The 14,887-nt window shown below is 62.0% G+C and carries 11 protein-coding genes; 7 read left to right on the top strand and 4 right to left on the bottom strand.

Translation table 11 applies throughout. The features are described from left to right. Positions 1–26: 26 nt before the first annotated feature. The 4 genes from QSJ95_RS04495 to QSJ95_RS04480 all read right to left on the bottom strand — a co-directional run bounded on the left by QSJ95_RS04495 (position 27) and on the right by QSJ95_RS04480 (position 8,789). Positions 27–5,324 carry a hypothetical protein gene (locus QSJ95_RS04495; protein ID WP_285640402.1) on the bottom strand — a complete coding sequence of 1,766 codons (5,298 nt, stop codon included), beginning with the start codon at positions 5,322–5,324 and terminating at the stop codon, positions 27–29. 369 nt (positions 5,325–5,693) lie between these two features. After that, entirely contained in the window at positions 5,694–6,308 is a 615-nt protein-coding gene (locus QSJ95_RS04490) for a hypothetical protein (RefSeq protein ID WP_157763205.1), read from the bottom strand. Positions 6,309–6,390: 82 nt separating this feature from the next. Then, a complete protein-coding gene (gspD, locus tag QSJ95_RS04485; RefSeq protein ID WP_082936655.1) occupies positions 6,391–8,199 on the bottom strand; it encodes a type II secretion system secretin GspD in 1,809 nt (602 codons plus the stop codon). A 2-nt stretch (positions 8,200–8,201) separates the two neighbouring features. Beyond that, positions 8,202–8,789 carry a type II secretion system protein N gene (locus QSJ95_RS04480; RefSeq protein WP_285640393.1) on the bottom strand — a complete coding sequence of 196 codons (588 nt, stop codon included), beginning with the start codon at positions 8,787–8,789 and terminating at the stop codon, positions 8,202–8,204. 630 nt (positions 8,790–9,419) lie between these two features. Between QSJ95_RS04480 and QSJ95_RS04475 the strand changes: the two genes are divergently transcribed. From QSJ95_RS04475 to QSJ95_RS04445, 7 genes are all read left to right on the top strand, one after another. Beyond that, positions 9,420–10,010 (top strand): amino acid synthesis family protein, encoded by a 591-nt coding sequence (locus QSJ95_RS04475; RefSeq protein WP_009615034.1) that lies wholly within the window; start codon positions 9,420–9,422, stop codon positions 10,008–10,010. A 26-nt stretch (positions 10,011–10,036) separates the two neighbouring features. Continuing rightward, the gene (locus QSJ95_RS04470) at positions 10,037–10,870 is read left to right on the top strand and encodes an alpha/beta fold hydrolase (protein ID WP_009615033.1); all 834 of its coding nucleotides are present in this window, start codon (positions 10,037–10,039) and stop codon (positions 10,868–10,870) included. After that, positions 10,867–12,348 carry an aldehyde dehydrogenase gene (locus QSJ95_RS04465; protein ID WP_058072614.1) on the top strand — a complete coding sequence of 494 codons (1,482 nt, stop codon included), beginning with the start codon at positions 10,867–10,869 and terminating at the stop codon, positions 12,346–12,348. Before QSJ95_RS04470 ends, QSJ95_RS04465 begins: the two co-directional genes overlap by 4 nt. A gap of 10 nt (positions 12,349–12,358) precedes the next feature. After that, entirely contained in the window at positions 12,359–12,844 is a 486-nt protein-coding gene (locus tag QSJ95_RS04460; RefSeq protein WP_285640389.1) for a flavin reductase family protein, read from the top strand. Positions 12,845–13,035: 191 nt separating this feature from the next. Next, positions 13,036–13,425 carry a carboxymuconolactone decarboxylase family protein gene (locus QSJ95_RS04455; RefSeq protein WP_009615030.1) on the top strand — a complete coding sequence of 130 codons (390 nt, stop codon included), beginning with the start codon at positions 13,036–13,038 and terminating at the stop codon, positions 13,423–13,425. 41 nt (positions 13,426–13,466) lie between these two features. Then, entirely contained in the window at positions 13,467–14,219 is a 753-nt protein-coding gene (locus QSJ95_RS04450) for a GntR family transcriptional regulator (protein WP_009615029.1), read from the top strand. Positions 14,220–14,223: 4 nt separating this feature from the next. After that, positions 14,224–14,787 (top strand): NUDIX hydrolase, encoded by a 564-nt coding sequence (locus QSJ95_RS04445; RefSeq protein WP_043269686.1) that lies wholly within the window; start codon positions 14,224–14,226, stop codon positions 14,785–14,787. The last annotated feature ends 100 nt before the right edge of the window (positions 14,788–14,887 follow it).

Raw genomic sequence — 14,887 nt, 5'->3', positions numbered from 1 at the left:
CTCGGCCTGCCCGCTCGACAGGTCATTCAGGTATACCGTGCCGGCACTTCCATGCTGGGCATGTCGACCGTACCGCCCTCGATCCGATCGAAACCGATGTCGGCGCCGGACACCAGGAAGGTGTCGTCGCCATCGAAGCCATACAGCGTGTCGAAGCCAGGACCACCGACGATCACGTCGCTATCCGGGCTACCCCTGACCGTATCGTTGCCAACTCCTACGTCGATCTCGTTTATGCCGATCAGCCGTGTCTCGGTGAAATCGAAATTGTCGTGGCCAGAGGTTCCCCGGATGCGGTTGAAACCGCCGTCGCCATCGATCCATTCGACTCGGGCATCGTTGCTGAAGCGTCGCAATCCGATCACATCGTCGCCGGGGCCGCCTTTGATACCGTCATGCCCATCACCGCCGATGAACAGATCGAACCCAGCATCGCTACCCTGCACAAGAAAGACGTCGTTCCCACCGGCTCCGTCCAGGGTGTCATCGCCGGCGCTCCCCAGGATTACATCCGCTCCTTGGGAGCCGAAAATGACATCCTCCCCGACGTGGCCCTCTATTCGTTCGATGTTGACGAGCGTCGTTTCACGGAAATCGAGGGAGGCCTTTGCCTTGGGATCCCCGGTTATGACGTTGCGCCCTTCGCCCCCATCGATCAGCTCGATACTCGAAGCCGGCGAGAAGGAGTGCAGGCGAATCCAATCATCGCCAAGGCCTCCCAATATTCGATCCTGGCCATCGCCACCGCTGATCCGATCGACGCCCTGGTCACCGTCGAACAGGAAGTCATCGTCACCACCGTTACCAGACAGGTGATCGCTCCCCAACCCACCCCTGATCACGTCCCTGCCCTGGCTGCCCATGATGATGTCATTGCCTGCCAGGCCATCGATAAGGTCGATGTTGCGCAACTCGGTTTCACGGAAGTCGAGCACGTCGCCCGCCTCCGTGCCTTCGATACGATTGCTTCCACCGCGCCCATCGATCAGCTCGACACGCCAGTCATAGGAGAAGTTGTTCAGGCGGATGACGTCGTTCCCATCACCACCCAGCAATTGGTCATAGCCGGCGCCGCCCATGACCCTGTCAGCGTGCTGATCCTCTCCGGTCACGATGAAGGTGTCGTCACCGCCTTCGCCAACCAGGGTGTCCTGTCCCATGCCACCGATGAGAACGTCGTCGCCGTCGCCACCGAAGATGAGGTCATTGCCCGCCCCACCATAGATGATGTCCGAACCAGCGGTACCATGCAGGACGTCATGTCCGTCCTGCCCCTCGGTCACAGGCGCCGCATCCCCTGCCACGACACTCCAGCGAATGCGGCTGAACAGCACCGGTTCACCTGCCGGTTGGCGCAACACCAGGCTGTCGTGGGACTGGCTGCTGATGCCATTGAGCACCTTGCTGAAACGCATGGTGTTCGTACCGGACAGCTCTATGTCATCGCCCTGCAACGAGGGCGTCGCCGTCGCCTCGAGCAGAGCTACTCCGGTATTGAGCAGTTCCGGCCGCAGAACGATGTCGACCATGCCCTCGGCATCGACCTCGCCGCGCGACAGCACCTGGTAATGGCAAACGAACAAGGTCTGCCCTTCCACCTCGTTGTCGCTGGTCGTCAGCAGCACATCCTGCGGATCTAGCCCGGAGAAGCCCGGATCGCTGCTGTGCAGTGGCAGCAGTTCCAGGCCTACCTTTTGAGGTCCATCGATCTCGCAGTCGTCCTCCCCGCGCAGGCGGATACGCTGTGGTATCTGCCAATTCTCGGCGGTGAAATACAAGTAGGGCGGTTGGTTGAGCAGACGTGCTTCACCCGGGTCGGTGACCGCCAGGTTGAGCATCACGCTCTGACCCGGCTTGGGCGCTCGGCTCAGGCTCACTTCTATTTCCGCCACGGCCTCGCCGTATTCATCCAGTTCCAGTGAGGTGAGGGGCGTGACCTGTACCTGGGCAGTGGAAGGTTGCACGGTGATGGAACAGCAAGCCTCGGCCTCGACCTGGCTGCTGGCATCGCGAATGATCGCCTTGATGCGATAGGTGCCAGGAGCCACGCCAGCCAGAGACCATTCGAAACTATCGCCGTCGCCATCCTCGTCCTCGGGGAGCCCGGATACGATCAACAGATCGCCGGCATACAGGTCGATGGTCGCCGAGCTGTCCGGGTCCGTATCGACCCACCGGATAGCCACGCTGCCGCCGCTCAGGGTCAGGTCCTGCTCCGGCGATACGAAGCTGAGCGTGGGAGCGTCATCCACACCATTTTCATTGACGAAAAAGCGTTGCCAGCCACCCCAAGAGGAAAACAACCCGGTGGCATCCACCGACCTCGCCCGCCACCGGTACCAAGTGTTATCGGTAAGCGCGAAACCCACGGTCCAATGAGGCTCGGTGCTGACCTGAGCAGCCAGCGGCTGGTCCCCTTGAGCGGCATAGAGTTCGAATTCGTAGCTCACCGTATCGCCATCGGGATCCTGGACCGGATGTACGGACAGGCGCGGTTCCAGTACTTCGATCCAGGCTCCCTCGGCGGGATTGTTGGCGACGGGCACGGGAGGTGGGGCCTGGAACTGGTTGACACGGAAGCGCCCCACGACCCACTCCGACTCCAGCTCTCCGTCACTGGCACGTGCCCGCCAGTAATAGACCTGGTCCTCTCGCAACTCGACCGGAACGGTCCACTGGATGGCTGCTTGCCCTGCGGAGAACCACTCGGAGTCGATACGCTGCGCGGAATCGAAGCGCTCGTTGTCATCCAGTTGGATGCGATACTGCAACGGCTGCCGTTCAGGATCCTGCGCCGCATCCAGGCGCAGCGTCAGCCCGACGGCTTCAGCGACCTGCTGGTCCTGGACCGGCCATGCCAGCCCCGGCGCGCTCGGCGCCTTGTTGCTCAGGCTCACGCCAAACAGGCTGGGCTCGCTGGGCGTCACGGCCCCATGAGGATCATGGGCTTCCACCAACCAGAAATAGAAACGGCCATCTGCCAGTTCCATAGGAGATTGCCAGGCGGTGACACCGTCGTTACCCGGCAGCAGACCGCTGACTTCCACTACCGGCAGGCTGAAATCATCGTCGTCTTCGTCATAGACGCGCACACGGTAGGTCAGCGGATCCTCATCCACATCGACGCTGTTGTTGAAGCGGAATACCGGGCGCGTATCCGACACCAGGCCCAAGGGCGTTGGATCCAGCAGCGTCGGCGCGCTCGGAGAATCGTTGGCGGTATTGATGAAGAAGCGCCCACCCAACCATTCGCTACTGCCCTTGGCGTGACTGACCCTTACACGCCAGTAGTAGCGACGATTGTCCTCGAGGCTCGCTCCCGGCTCCAGTTGATCGGCCTTGGCCACCCACTCGGTGGTGTTTGCTCCTTCGGCTATCGCATCGGACTTGGCCAGGAGCTGACTCATGGCCTCGTCGCCGTACAGTTCGAACCAATAGCTCAGGGGCTGCCCGGTGACCTGCGTCGGGCTGTTTCGCACCCGCAGTGCCGGATACAGATCCTCGACCTGGGCATTGTCCATTGGATCGTACAATTGCGGAGGTAATGGAGTCGCATCGGCCAGCGTAGGGTCGCTGTCGTTATGGAACTCATCGAGATCGGAAATTCCGTCGCCGTCATAGTCACCGGTGCCATCACGGTCCAGATCGCCGAAATGCTCCTGCTCCCAATCGTCGTCCATCCCATCGCCATCACTGTCCCCCATCCGGAACACCTGGATACCCACTGGCATCGTGGTCTCCAGCAACCCGTCACTGGCCTTGAAATTGACGACGTAACGCCCTGCCTGCCCTTGCGTGGGGGCCCAGAGGAATGTCCCCCGTCCCCGCCCCTCGTCCTTGAAGGAAGCCCCTACAGGAAGCGTCGCGACGGAAAGCTGTGGAACGGTTCCGTTGGGATCGCTGGCGCGCACCATGAAGCCGACCTGACCACCCTCGTGGACCGAGCGATCCATCACATGCTGGAAGACCGGCGGCTTGGGCTCCTGGGTCAAATCACCGAATTCGATGGCATATTCGCTGGCCGGCTGCGTATCGAACAGGTTCAGGTAGTAGTCGAAGGTACGCCCATCGGCGCTGCGCTCCTTGCTCAGCCAGGCGTTGGCAGGCGAAACGGCCGTACCATCGACACGCACTACCCGCCGCAATCCCTTGCTGCCGGCATAGGGATCAGGCACCCGGGCATAACCGAATCCCGGCTCTACAGAAACGACCAGGGTGCGCTGGACGGAACCACCTTTCAGTTGCGCCGTAAGACGCCGGACCGCCGTGCAATCCGAGCACGGGGCATTACGCGCCTCTCCCGCAGCATCGGACTCGAACACATAGAGGTCGTCGCCGACGAAGGCGAGGAAGTCGCGAATACGATCACGCGTAGGCAGATCGACCAGCACATCGCGCAGCAGGAAATATGTATTGGCCGCCTTGAGCAGAGAAGTCAGGCTGCCACCAAGCTCATCGGGATGGGTAAAGGATGCACTGAAGTCGATGAACTCACCGGACAGCGTGCTTTCCATGATCCAGCGACCATTGCGGTTGCGCCCGGGAGCTATGCGGCCGAAGTCCAACAGCAAGGAGGGCTCTGCCGGTGCTTCGTCAACGAAGCTCTGGGTAATTCGAAAGTTGATCGCTACTCCCATCTCATTGCCGATGATGCGGGGCTGGGCCGACTCCAGCTTGAGCCCGCTGACCTCGCCGCGACCACTGTTGCGAATCCGTACCCCCAGGGTGTAGGGCTCAGGGGCTTCGATATCCGGCGTGAACGCGTCGTCGGCGATGACATCCCGGGTCAGGAAGTAATCCAGCGTCAGTTCCGGCTGCGGCTTGACCACGATGGTGTCGGGCGTCACCGCCAGGGACTCGACCTTGCCGCCGGCGTTGTAGCTCAGGCTGGCACCCACGTTGTAGCGCTTTCCCGCCGCCGTATCACCGGCAGCCCCGGCTGCGGGGATGATCAACCAGCGCAACACGCCATTGGCAGATGCCGGCACCTGGCCATGGGTTACGGCTCCATCGGCGCCGGACTGCAGGCTGTTGACGTTCTGGGAGTCATCCAGGCGAATGAAGAAAGCGGCATCGGTGGCATCGGGGTCGGAACTGGCCTTGACCACATTGCCCAGGTCATCCTCGAAGAGGACCTGCACCTTCAATTCGTCGAGGACCATGGTGTCCAGACCATTGTTGATGCGCATGGTGGCTACGAAGGCCTGGCGCTCGAAGCTCAATTCCTGGGGAATCTCGAGCATCACCACAGCACAAAGCTGGTCGTTCGCCCACGCCCCGAATGCCCACAAGGCCAATAAGCCCGCCATCCATTGCTTGAACACTCTCTTCGACTCCCTGAAAGCAGATGTAAAACACCCGCCAAGCTAAACTCCGCATCGTCTGGAGTTGAGACCCAACAGACTCTCGCCAAGGGATCAGGAAATAACAAAGGCACCTGAAGTAGCAATTACAATGTCGTTTTATATGACACAGATAACGAAAATCGATAATCCGACAAATACTTCCTACATAGCCGAGGGAAATCCATCCGAGACCAAAAGATAAAAGCCTACAAATCGTCTGACAGACGCAAACGTACCAGACCTCGATCCCCTAAATAGTACAGATAAAGCCCGAACCTTCCGAAAACAACATAAAACGGCGGTCACCCAAGATCACTCTTGAGACCACAATCAAACCAATATATGAATTTACTTACAGTAGTAGTCGAGCAGACGAACCTGATCATCCTGGGAAATGCTCGCATATCTATTCAGCGTTTCCTTGACTCTCTCTGCATCGTCAAATGATAGAAACACACCAGGCAACGGATTATTTGAAAAGAACTCCAAGAAACTTTGCTGGTATTCCTTCTCGACAAAAAGTACGACTGGCTCCATGCGGGCCTGGTGGTTATCGATAAGCCACGCCGCCATTCTGGCGGGATCGGTGATTGTCGACCGCTCCAACCCTTGCCCGATCACGACCTTACCGGGGCCAACGAAGATCCCCGACAAACGTCCACTCAGCAGGTTGGTGGCGACCCTCTCGACTGGCGACACCAGCCATTCCCATGCCGACGCGCCCTGTCGGGCCAATAGCCATTCGCGCCCGCCAAATACCACATGGGCTCGCTCCAGATCGGCTTGCCCGATCTCGGTACATACCCGCCGGACCGAAAGAATGTCATAACCCGCCAGCAAAACGCCGGTCGGCAAACGTGCCTGCTGCAGATGCTCAATGAGTTGGCCGGTCGGAACCGACCATGCCCCATGGACACGCCCCTTTCCATCCACGTCGATCAACCGTTGCGGCAGTTCGGTCACCAGGCATGCGTCATCGGTCGTGGAGGAGGCGAAGACCTTACCCACAGCCGCGCACGCCAGAACAATGACTACCCCCCACCGGCTACTCCGCATTGAACTCATACCCCATGCGCCTGGCCGCCTGGTCGATGTAGTGATAGCGCCCACCGGTCACCAACTGGGCATCCTCCGTGCTCCGCAGGATCCTCGGCTGTATGAATATCATCAGGTTGTTCTTTTTCTTGTTGTTCCGATCACTGCGGAACAACGCTCCCAGTACTGGCACCCGTCCGAGAAACGGGACGCTGGCATTACCCTCCTGTTGCTCGTCCGAGATAAGCCCGCCCAAAACCAGGGTCTGACCATCCTCGACCAGAACACGCGTCTTCACCGAGCGCGTATTGGTGATGATGTCCTGGGCCTGGGCCACACGAGCGTTCGAAACGCTGGATATTTCCTGGGTAATGTCCAGCGTGACGGCATCCCCTTCATTGACCTGGGGCTTTATGGTCAGCGTGATCCCCACGTCTTTACGCTCTATGGTCTGGAAGGGGTTCTCCACTGGACTGGCAGCACTGGTAGAACGTCCCGTGACGAAAGGAACATTCTGCCCGACGACAATTTTCGCCTCTTCATTGTCGAGGGTGACCAGATTCGGCTTGGACAGGATATTCAGCGACTCGCCGGTCTCAAGGGCCTTGATCAGTCCCCGAAGAGAACCGTTGCGATAAAACCCCAGCGACAGGCCGCTGAGCAGGTTGGGAGCCTCGTCCGCCGCGCCTCCTCCTGTCCCGTCACGATACAAGGTGCCGCCGTACCACCCATCCCCGCCTTTTCCGCTGCTGCTCGTGCGCCACTCGACGCCCAGTTCCCGCCCCTGCGCCTCGGAAACCTCCACGATGACGGCCTCGACCAGAACCTGGGCACGGCGGATGTCCAACTTGCGAATGATGTGCTCTACCGCCTCTATGACATCCGGGGGACCGGTCACGACCAGGGCGTTCGTAGCCTCGCTGGCCTGTATGTTCACCTCCACCGAGGATTCCTGAATATTCAAGCCCTGTTTCTGGATACTGGAACTGATACTTTGAATGGCCGGCAATACATCGGCCGCACGCAGGTAATGCAAATAGAAGACTCGGCTGTTTCCAAGCCCCTGGACCTTACGATCCAGACGCGCCACTACATCCTTCACCTGCCGCCGCAATACCTCGTCGCCAGCAACCACGATGCTATTGGTTCGAACATCCGCACCAATGGAGAAAAAGCCCTCTGGCGTCTCCGACTTCGGTTTTGGGAATAGACCATTGAGCATCGTGAGGATGTCTTGTGCACTGGCGAACTCAAGAGCCAGCACCTCGGTGCTCACCGCCCACACACGATCCAGTTGCCCGACCAGGTCATCGATCTTGGAAATGTTCACGGCGCGATCGGCAACGATTATGTAGTTCCGTTCAGGGTAGGCCGCTATGTAGGCTGTCTGGGGAACCATGGGCTTCAACAGGTTCACCAACTGGACCGCGGAGACATTGTTCAACTTGAAGAGCTTCACGACATTATCGCCGGCACTGGCATGCTGCTCGCCAACCGGGATGCTGGATGACTTCGCATCCGCGTCGGGAACGACCTTGTATACGCTTCCTTCCTTTATCAGCGCATAGCCATGCACGCTCAATACCGAACTCAGCAATTGCCCAAGATCCGCCTCGCCGATGGCTCCACCCGTGACAACTGAAACCCGCCCTTTGACCCTGGGATCGATGACAATGTTCTTTCCTGTCTGATCGGCCACCCACTCTATCAGGGACCGTATATCCGCTCCTTTCATGTCCAGCCCAAAAGAACTGGAAGCCTTTTCTTCGGCATGCAGCCAAGCGCTAAATAAAGCCAGCACTAAAAATACAATACGCATGTTCAGTTATCCCCGGCCGCAAGGGATTTCAACCTGCTCAACTTTTCCGATAGCCTTTCACTATTAAGCGGTTCGAGTGTCGGCGAGGAAACTTTCTGCGCGACTGAAACAATTGGCTTGGACAACTCTTCCACATCCTGTTTTCGTTCGTCCAGACTCACACTTTCCAGAACTCCATTTCGCCTTATCAATACCCGACGCGACTGAACCGAAACCAGTTCAACACCAGGGAGCAGTTTGTCACCGGGATAATAGAGAGCTTGCGCATTCTCATTGCCTTCAATTACCGCAGCTGAACGTGACTCCTCGCTACCGGCGTAACTGGCCACCAGCTTTAGAGACAGATTGCTTTCCTTGACAGGTACAGTCTCAGCTTTTGGAGCCGGGCTACCGAAAAGCTGCGCCAACACTTCACGGTTTGGGGTCGGCTTTTGCCGTGCGACTTCACCGCCCGGGGACTGAGGAACGATTGCCTCATCGAGTTGCCGCTGCCATTTCAGAAAGCTGAACACATAGAAGGCTGCCACGGCGCAGAGCCCGCAGATCATGCTCGGCACGGCGAGCTTCGATAGCGCAATGTCGATTTTCATGCAGTTCCTTTTGCTTTCCCAAGAACAGCTCCTTGCCTGCCATCAGCCATTCAACCTTGCGGATAAAGACTGAAGCGTGAACCGACCAAGGCTTTTAAAGAAAACGGTTGTGCTCGTCACCCATACGCATGTGCAAATGATTGGCGGACGACAATTCTTTTAAACTCAGAACATTCAACAATATGCCCACCAATATCCCTACAAAGAAAAGCCCTACAAAATTGAATGAATAACCTTTATTAACCAACGACTATTAACCAACGACCACGCCACGTCTGTGCCATAGCAAACGTCATCATGCCCGGCATCCAACGCAGCCCTATTTGAAGACCCGCCGCCAGCAGCGAAGCATTCAAACGTCGCCATACGAAGCACGCTGTTGGTTCGAGCATGACCGGGAGCCCCACACAGGCGAAGGAAGAGTCGGGCGCTTCACATGCCCTGGGGCGAAACCAGAGCTGCATCCTGAACCGATAGAAGGGCCGGCGCTCCCAGCGGCAGGCCTTCTTCGTAAGCACCGGGCAACCATCCGTCGCCAGACCCCACCGCCTTTGCCACCCTGCCTCTTGCACTTCCAATATTATGGTATACCATCAGACCAAATCGCACAGAGACACCCAAGGAGTGCCCATGAGCTTCGAAATCCGCAAGATCGTCAGCTACGTCGAGGAAACCTTCATCGAGGGCGGCAAGGCTGCCGAGAAACCGGTGTCCATGGCCGGGCTGGCCGTGGTGATCAAGAACCCCTGGGCGGGCCGCGGCTTCGTCGAGGACCTCAAGCCGGAGATCAAGGCCAACTGTTCCGAGCTGGGCGCGCTGATGGTCGAGCGGCTGACCGCGCTGATCGGCGGCGCCGACAGGATCGAGGCCTATGGCAAGGCCGCCGTGGTCGGCGCCGATGGCGAGATCGAGCATGCCTCGGCGGTGATCCACACCCTGCGCTTCGGCAACCACTACCGCAAAGCGGTGGACGCCAAGAGCTACCTGAGCTTCACCAACAAGCGCGGCGGCCCGGGCACCTCGATCCAGGTCCCGATGATGCACAAGGACGACGAGGGCCTGCGTTCGCACTACATCACCCTGGAGATGCAGATCGAGGACGCGCCGCGCGCCGACGAGATCATCGTGGTCCTGGGCGCCGCCGACGGCGGCCGCCTGCACCCGCGCATCGGCAACCGCTACATCGACCTGGAAGAACTGGCCGCCGAGCAGGCCCAGTGATTCCGCGGCCAGTGCAGGAGCGTTCCATGATTCGGCTCACCGCTGAACATACACCGGCCGGCACCAGTTACCTGGCGACCGGCCAGGGCCAGCCCGTGGTACTGATCCACGGCGTGGGCCTGAACAAGGAAATGTGGGGCGGGCAGATCGTCGGCCTGGCCCCGCACTACCGGGTCATCGCCTACGACATGCTCGGCCACGGCGCCAGCCCGCGCCCCGAAGCGGGCACCGGGCTGGTCGGCTACGCCGCGCAGCTGCGCGAGTTGCTCGACCACCTGCAGATCCCGCAGGCCACGGTCATCGGCTTCTCCATGGGCGGCCTGGTGGCGCGCGCCTTCGCCCTGCACCATCCGCAGCGGCTGCAGGGGCTGGTGATCCTCAACAGTGTGTTCAACCGCAGCGCCGAACAGCGCGCCGGCGTCATCGAGCGCACCCGCCAGGCCGCCGAACACGGTCCCGACGCCAACGCCGAGGCGGCCCTGTCGCGCTGGTTCAGCCGCGAGTACCAGGCCGCCAACCCGGCGCAGATCGCGGCCATCCGCCAGACTCTGGCGAGCAACGACCCGCAGGGCTACCTGACCACCTACGAGTTGTTCGCCACCCAGGACATGTACCGCGCCGACGACCTGGGCAGCATCCAGGCGCCGACCCTGGTCGCCACCGGCGAGCTGGACCCCGGCTCGACCCCGGAGATGGCCCGGCAGCTGGCCGCGCGCATTCCCGGCGCGCAGGTGGCCATACTCGATGAACAGCGCCACATGATGCCGGTGGAGTCGCCGCGCCTGGTCAACCAGGTGTTGCTGGACTTCCTGCACCAGGCCCTGAGCCTGCCGAACCAGACCAAGGGGATAGTCGCATGACACTCGCCCGCTTCCAGATGTGCATCGACGGCCAATGGCTCGATGCGCTTTCCGGCAAGACCTTCGAAAGCCTCGACCCGTCCAGCGCGCAGCCCTGGGCGCTGCTGCCCGATGCCGCCGAGGAAGACGTCGAGCGCGCCGTGCAGGCCGCGCAGAAGGCCTTCGACGACCCGGCCTGGCGCAAGCTCAGCGCCACCGCCCGCGGCAAGCTGCTGCGCCGCCTGGGCGACCTGATCGCCGAGAACAGGGAGCACCTGGCCCAGCTGGAGAGCCGCGACAACGGCAAGCTGATCCGCGAGACCCGCGGCCAGGTCGGCTACCTGCCGGAGTTCTTCCACTACACCGCGGGCCTGGCCGACAAGCTCGAAGGCGGCACCCTGCCGATCGACAAGCCGGACATGTTCGCCTACACAGTGCACGAGCCGCTGGGCGTGGTGGCCGGGATCATTCCCTGGAACAGCCCGCTGTACCTCACCGCGATCAAGCTGGCCCCGGCCCTGGCCGCCGGCAACACCATCGTGCTCAAGCCCTCCGAACACGCCTCGGCGACCATCCTCGAACTGGCCCGCCTGGCCCTGGAAGCCGGCTTCCCGGCCGGCGTGGTCAACGTGGTCACCGGCTTCGGCCCGAGCACCGGCGCGGCCCTGACGCGCCACCCGCTGGTGCGCAAGATCGCCTTCACCGGCGGCGCCGCCACCGCCCGCCACGTGGTGCGCAGCAGCGCGGAGAACTTCGCCAAGCTGTCCCTGGAGCTGGGCGGCAAGTCGCCGAACATCATCTTCGCCGACGCCGACCTGGACAGCGCCATCAACGGCGTGGTGGCCGGCATCTACGCCGCCACCGGGCAGAGCTGCGTGGCCGGCTCGCGCCTGCTGGTGCAGCGCGAGATCTACGACGAATTCGTCGCCCGCCTGATCGCACGCGCCCAGCGCATCCGCATCGGCAACCCGCAGGAAGACGCCAGCGAGATGGGCCCCATGGCCACCGCGCAGCAACTGGCGGTGGTCGAAGGCCTGGTGGCCGCGGCCCAGGCCGAGGGCGCGCGCCTGCTGATGGGCGGCAAGCGCCCCGAGGGCCAGGGCGAAGGCTGGTACTACGAGCCGACGCTGTTCGCCTGCGACAGCCACTCCATGCGCATCATGCAGGAGGAAGTGTTCGGCCCGGTGGCCTCGGTCATCCCCTTCGACGACGAGGCCGAGGCGCTGGCCCTGGCCAACGACTCGCAGTACGGCCTGGCCGCCGGCATCTGGACCCGCGACCTGGGCCGCGCCCACCGCCTGGCGCGCGACGTGCGCTCGGGGATCATCTGGGTCAACACCTACCGCGCGGTCTCGGCCATGGCGCCGATCGGCGGCTTCCACCAGAGCGGCTACGGCCGCGAGAGCGGCATCGACTCGGTGCTGGCCTACACCGAACTGAAGACGGTGTGGATCAACCTCTCGCAGGCGCCCATGCCCGACCCCTTCGTGATGCGTTGAGGAACAGACCATGATCGAACCCGGAATCTACAAGGAAGTCATGGGCTCCTTCCCCTCGGGGGTGACCGTGGTCACCACCCTGGACGCCGAGGGCGGCATCGTCGGCATCACCGCCAGCGCCTTCAGCGCGCTGTCGATCGAGCCGGCGCTGGTGCTGTTCTGCCCCAACTACGCCTCGGACACCTACCCGATCCTGCGCGACAGCAAGCAGTTCGCCATCCACCTGCTGTGCGCCGACCAGCAGGCCGAGGCCTACGCCTTCGCCGGTAAGGGCAAGGACAAGGCCAAGGGCATCGACTGGCACCTGAGCGAGCTGGGCAACCCGTTGCTGTCCAAGGCCACGGCGATCATCGAGTGCGAGCTGTGGCGCGAGTACGACGGCGGCGACCACGCGATCATCGTCGGCGCGGTGAAGAACCTGATCCTGCCTGAAAAGGCGGTGACGCCCATGGTCTACCACCGCGGCAAGCTCGGCGCCCTGCCGCAGTTGGCCTGACCGTCCCGTCCTCGTAGGAGCGAGCAAGCTCGCTCCTACAGGTACAGGAGAAACACCGACGCAGGATGGCGTTGAGCGAAGCGATACCCATCACCAAGGCCGCATGGGCTTCGCAAGCCCGACCCATCCTACGAGAAGCCCCTCGGAGCAGCCGGCAGACAGTTGCTCCTACATGAAAGCAGGAGCATGCGATGAGCAACGAGAAGTACGACAAGGGCCTGGCGATCCGCACCCAGGTGCTGGGCGAGGCCTACGTGAACAAGTCGCTGGCCGCGGCCGACGACTTCGGCAAGCCGCTGCAGGAGCTGGTCACCGAGTACTGCTGGGGCCACGTCTGGGGCCGCGAGGGTTTGTCGCTGAAAGAACGCAGCATGATAAACTTGGCGATGATTTCGGCCCTAAACCGGCCGCACGAACTGAAGCTGCACATCCGCGGCGCCCTGCGCAACGGGCTCAGCCGCGAGCAGATCCGCGAAATCCTGCTCCAGGTCGGCATCTATTGCGGCATCCCGGCGGCGGTCGACAGCTTCCGCCTGGCCCGCGAGGCCTTCGCCGAGGCCGATGCCGAGACCCAGGGCTAGGCCGCTTCACCCTACGGACAGCCATTACCAGAGCGGACCACATGAAACGCTTGCCCCTCGACGATAGCTTCAAGGTCAACCGCAACCCCGTGACCCTGCGCGAGATTGTGCTGGACAAGCTGCGCGGCGCCATCCTCAACTTCCAGCTGCTGCCCGGCGACCGCCTGGTCGAGCGCGACCTCTGCGACCGCCTGGGCGTCAGCCGCACCTCGGTGCGCGAGGCCCTGCGCCACCTGGAGTCCGAGGGGCTGGTGGAGTTCGCCGACGCCAAGGGCCCGCGGGTGGCCATCATCACCCTGGAAGACGCCTGCGACATCTACGAGCTGCGCTGCGTGCTCGAAGGGCTGATCGTCCAGCTGTTCACCCTCAACGCCAAGGCCAAGGACATCCGCGCCCTGGAACGCGCCCTCGAGGAGAACCGCAAGGCCCTGGAGGAAGGCGACCTGCAGCAGGTGCTGGATTCGGTGCAGGGCTTCTACGACGTGCTGCTGGAAGGCTCGGGCAACCGCATCGCCGCCACCCAGCTGCGCCAGCTGCAGGCGCGCATCAGCTACCTGCGCGCCACCTCGGTGTCCCAGGCCAACCGCCGCGGGGCGAGCAACCAGGAGATGGAGAAAATGGTCGCGGCGATCAAGAGCGGCGACCCGGCGGCCGCGCACCAGGCCTCGGTGGACCACGTGCGCGCGGCGGCCAAGGTGGCGCTGGACTACCTGAAGTCCAAGCAGGAAGAGGGTGGCAAGGTCCGCGAGATCGCCACCCCCATCGTCCTCAAAGAGCCGCGCATAGGTCGCTGACGCCATGCCCGCCCCGCGCTTCTGCCCGCAGTGCGGCGGCGACCGGATGCAGCGCCGCCAGCCGCCGGGAGACACCCACGAGCGCCTGCTGTGCGGCGCCTGCGGCTACATCCACTACGAGAACCCCAAGGTCATCGCCGGCTGCATCATCGAGCGCGACGGCTGCTACCTGCTGTGCCAACGCGCCATCCCGCCGCGCCCCGGCACCTGGACGCTGCCGGCCGGCTTCATGGAAAGCGGCGAGACCACCGAGCAGGCGGCCCTGCGCGAGGTCTGGGAAGAGAGCGGCGTGCGCGCCGAGATCCTCTCGCCCTACTCCATCTTCAGCGTGCCGAAGATCAGCGAGGTCTACATCATCTTCCGCGCCCAGGCCCTGGAGATCGCCGACGCCTACGGGCCGGAGACCCTCGACCGGCGCTTCTTCGCGCCCGAGGACATTCCCTGGGAGCAGATCTACTACCCGGCGATCCGGCAGATTCTCGAGCGCTATATCGAGGAGCGGCAGGCGGGGGTGTATGGGATCTATATGGGGAATGACGATAGCGGGAAGATTCATTTCATTCGCTGAGCTTCCTGCGTCGCTTCCTCTTTTGTAGGAGCGAGCTTGCTCGCGAACGGTGCCACCCGGTGACTACGGTGTTTTTGGTTGACTCCGCTCCCTCTCCCTA

It is taken from the genome of Pseudomonas sp. NBRC 100443, assembly GCF_030268185.1.
Taxonomy (GTDB): Bacteria; Pseudomonadota; Gammaproteobacteria; order Pseudomonadales; family Pseudomonadaceae; genus Pseudomonas; species Pseudomonas citronellolis.
Note: the sequence above shows the minus strand (reverse complement) of the source record. Positions and strands in the feature narration are given on the sequence as shown.

Coding starts and splice junctions, on each gene's coding strand:
- QSJ95_RS04460 (WP_285640389.1), top strand. CDS start 12,359: ATGATCGAACCCGGAATCTACAAGGAAGTCATGGGCTCCTTCCCCTCG.
- gspD (WP_082936655.1), bottom strand. CDS start 8,199: ATGCGTATTGTATTTTTAGTGCTGGCTTTATTTAGCGCTTGGCTGCAT.
- QSJ95_RS04455 (WP_009615030.1), top strand. CDS start 13,036: ATGAGCAACGAGAAGTACGACAAGGGCCTGGCGATCCGCACCCAGGTG.
- QSJ95_RS04470 (WP_009615033.1), top strand. CDS start 10,037: ATGATTCGGCTCACCGCTGAACATACACCGGCCGGCACCAGTTACCTG.
- QSJ95_RS04480 (WP_285640393.1), bottom strand. CDS start 8,789: ATGAAAATCGACATTGCGCTATCGAAGCTCGCCGTGCCGAGCATGATC.
- QSJ95_RS04450 (WP_009615029.1), top strand. CDS start 13,467: ATGAAACGCTTGCCCCTCGACGATAGCTTCAAGGTCAACCGCAACCCC.
- QSJ95_RS04445 (WP_043269686.1), top strand. CDS start 14,224: ATGCCCGCCCCGCGCTTCTGCCCGCAGTGCGGCGGCGACCGGATGCAG.
- QSJ95_RS04475 (WP_009615034.1), top strand. CDS start 9,420: ATGAGCTTCGAAATCCGCAAGATCGTCAGCTACGTCGAGGAAACCTTC.
- QSJ95_RS04465 (WP_058072614.1), top strand. CDS start 10,867: ATGACACTCGCCCGCTTCCAGATGTGCATCGACGGCCAATGGCTCGAT.